General features: G+C 37.3%; 1 protein-coding gene. It reads left to right on the forward strand.

Annotated elements, in window-relative coordinates:
• Nucleotides 1–357: 357 nt before the first annotated feature.
• A partial coding sequence (locus ACFOU2_RS07105; protein WP_377913661.1) for a transcriptional regulator occupies nt 358–975 on the forward strand: 618 nt, incomplete at its 3' end.

Genomic DNA, 975 nt, shown 5'->3' on the forward strand with positions numbered 1-975 from the left:
TTTTTTTTTTTTTTTAGGATCATTCAAATAAATTTAAATGATAGATTTTTCTCCGTTAGTCTTGTGAAGAGTGGCGAAGTTTGGTATAACAGAATCAAATACATAGTCCGGAAAAATAAAAAAGGCAAAAGCGCGTTATAGTGTGACGCCAACCACACCTATAACCGTCCACCGTGAAGGCCCCACGGCAAACACTTGCTTTCACCTTTTTGTTACTCTATTTATGCCTGTATTTTACGATAAATATGAGTAAACTTCAATAGGGAAGGCTACTTTTTCAGTCTGAAAAGGCGTGTTTACCGTTTTTTTACGGTAGACGCGTCTTTTTTGTTTTCCTCAAAGAAAGGGAGAACAAACATGGCTGTAAGTAAAATCGTATCGAATCAAGAATTTAAACAAATGGTGAGCTACCACCCTTATGCAGAAAATGAATCACAAAAACAATCCATGAAAAAAACGCTATTGGCACGCGTGAGAGAAGCATACGAGGATAAATATTACCGTTTAAAACAAGGAACGAAAGACGCGATTGATATGATGTGTTGGTTTGCATCCGAACGTGGTTTTGTCTTTGCTGGGGATGATTATTTAGGAGATCGTCATGATGTATCGGATCGCACGATCCGCAATGTAGCCCAAAAGTTGCGAAAAAAAGGCTTAATCCTGACCGTTTATCGCAGATCGACGAAACATAATGGTCGTGGCTGCCCAATTCATCTCTTCGTAGACCATCCGTATTTTGATTATTGGACAAGTCTCTTACGAATAGAATTCCAAGCTGATTTCCAAGCAGAAAAAAACGAAACTCCTTGCGAGACTAAGGAAGAACCGAAGAAAAATATTTCTACCTATGATTTAACTTTAAAAACATTTAATAAACATAATAAACGTAAGGAAGATCATTTTTTAGATTCTGACTTTGTACCTTCTTATGTACCAGAGCGCTTTATTTTGGCTGTACAGCCGTTTTTTGGA

It is taken from the genome of Bacillus songklensis, assembly GCF_042649685.1.
Classification (GTDB): Bacteria; Bacillota; Bacilli; order Bacillales; family Bacillaceae_H; genus Bacillus_BA; species Bacillus_BA songklensis.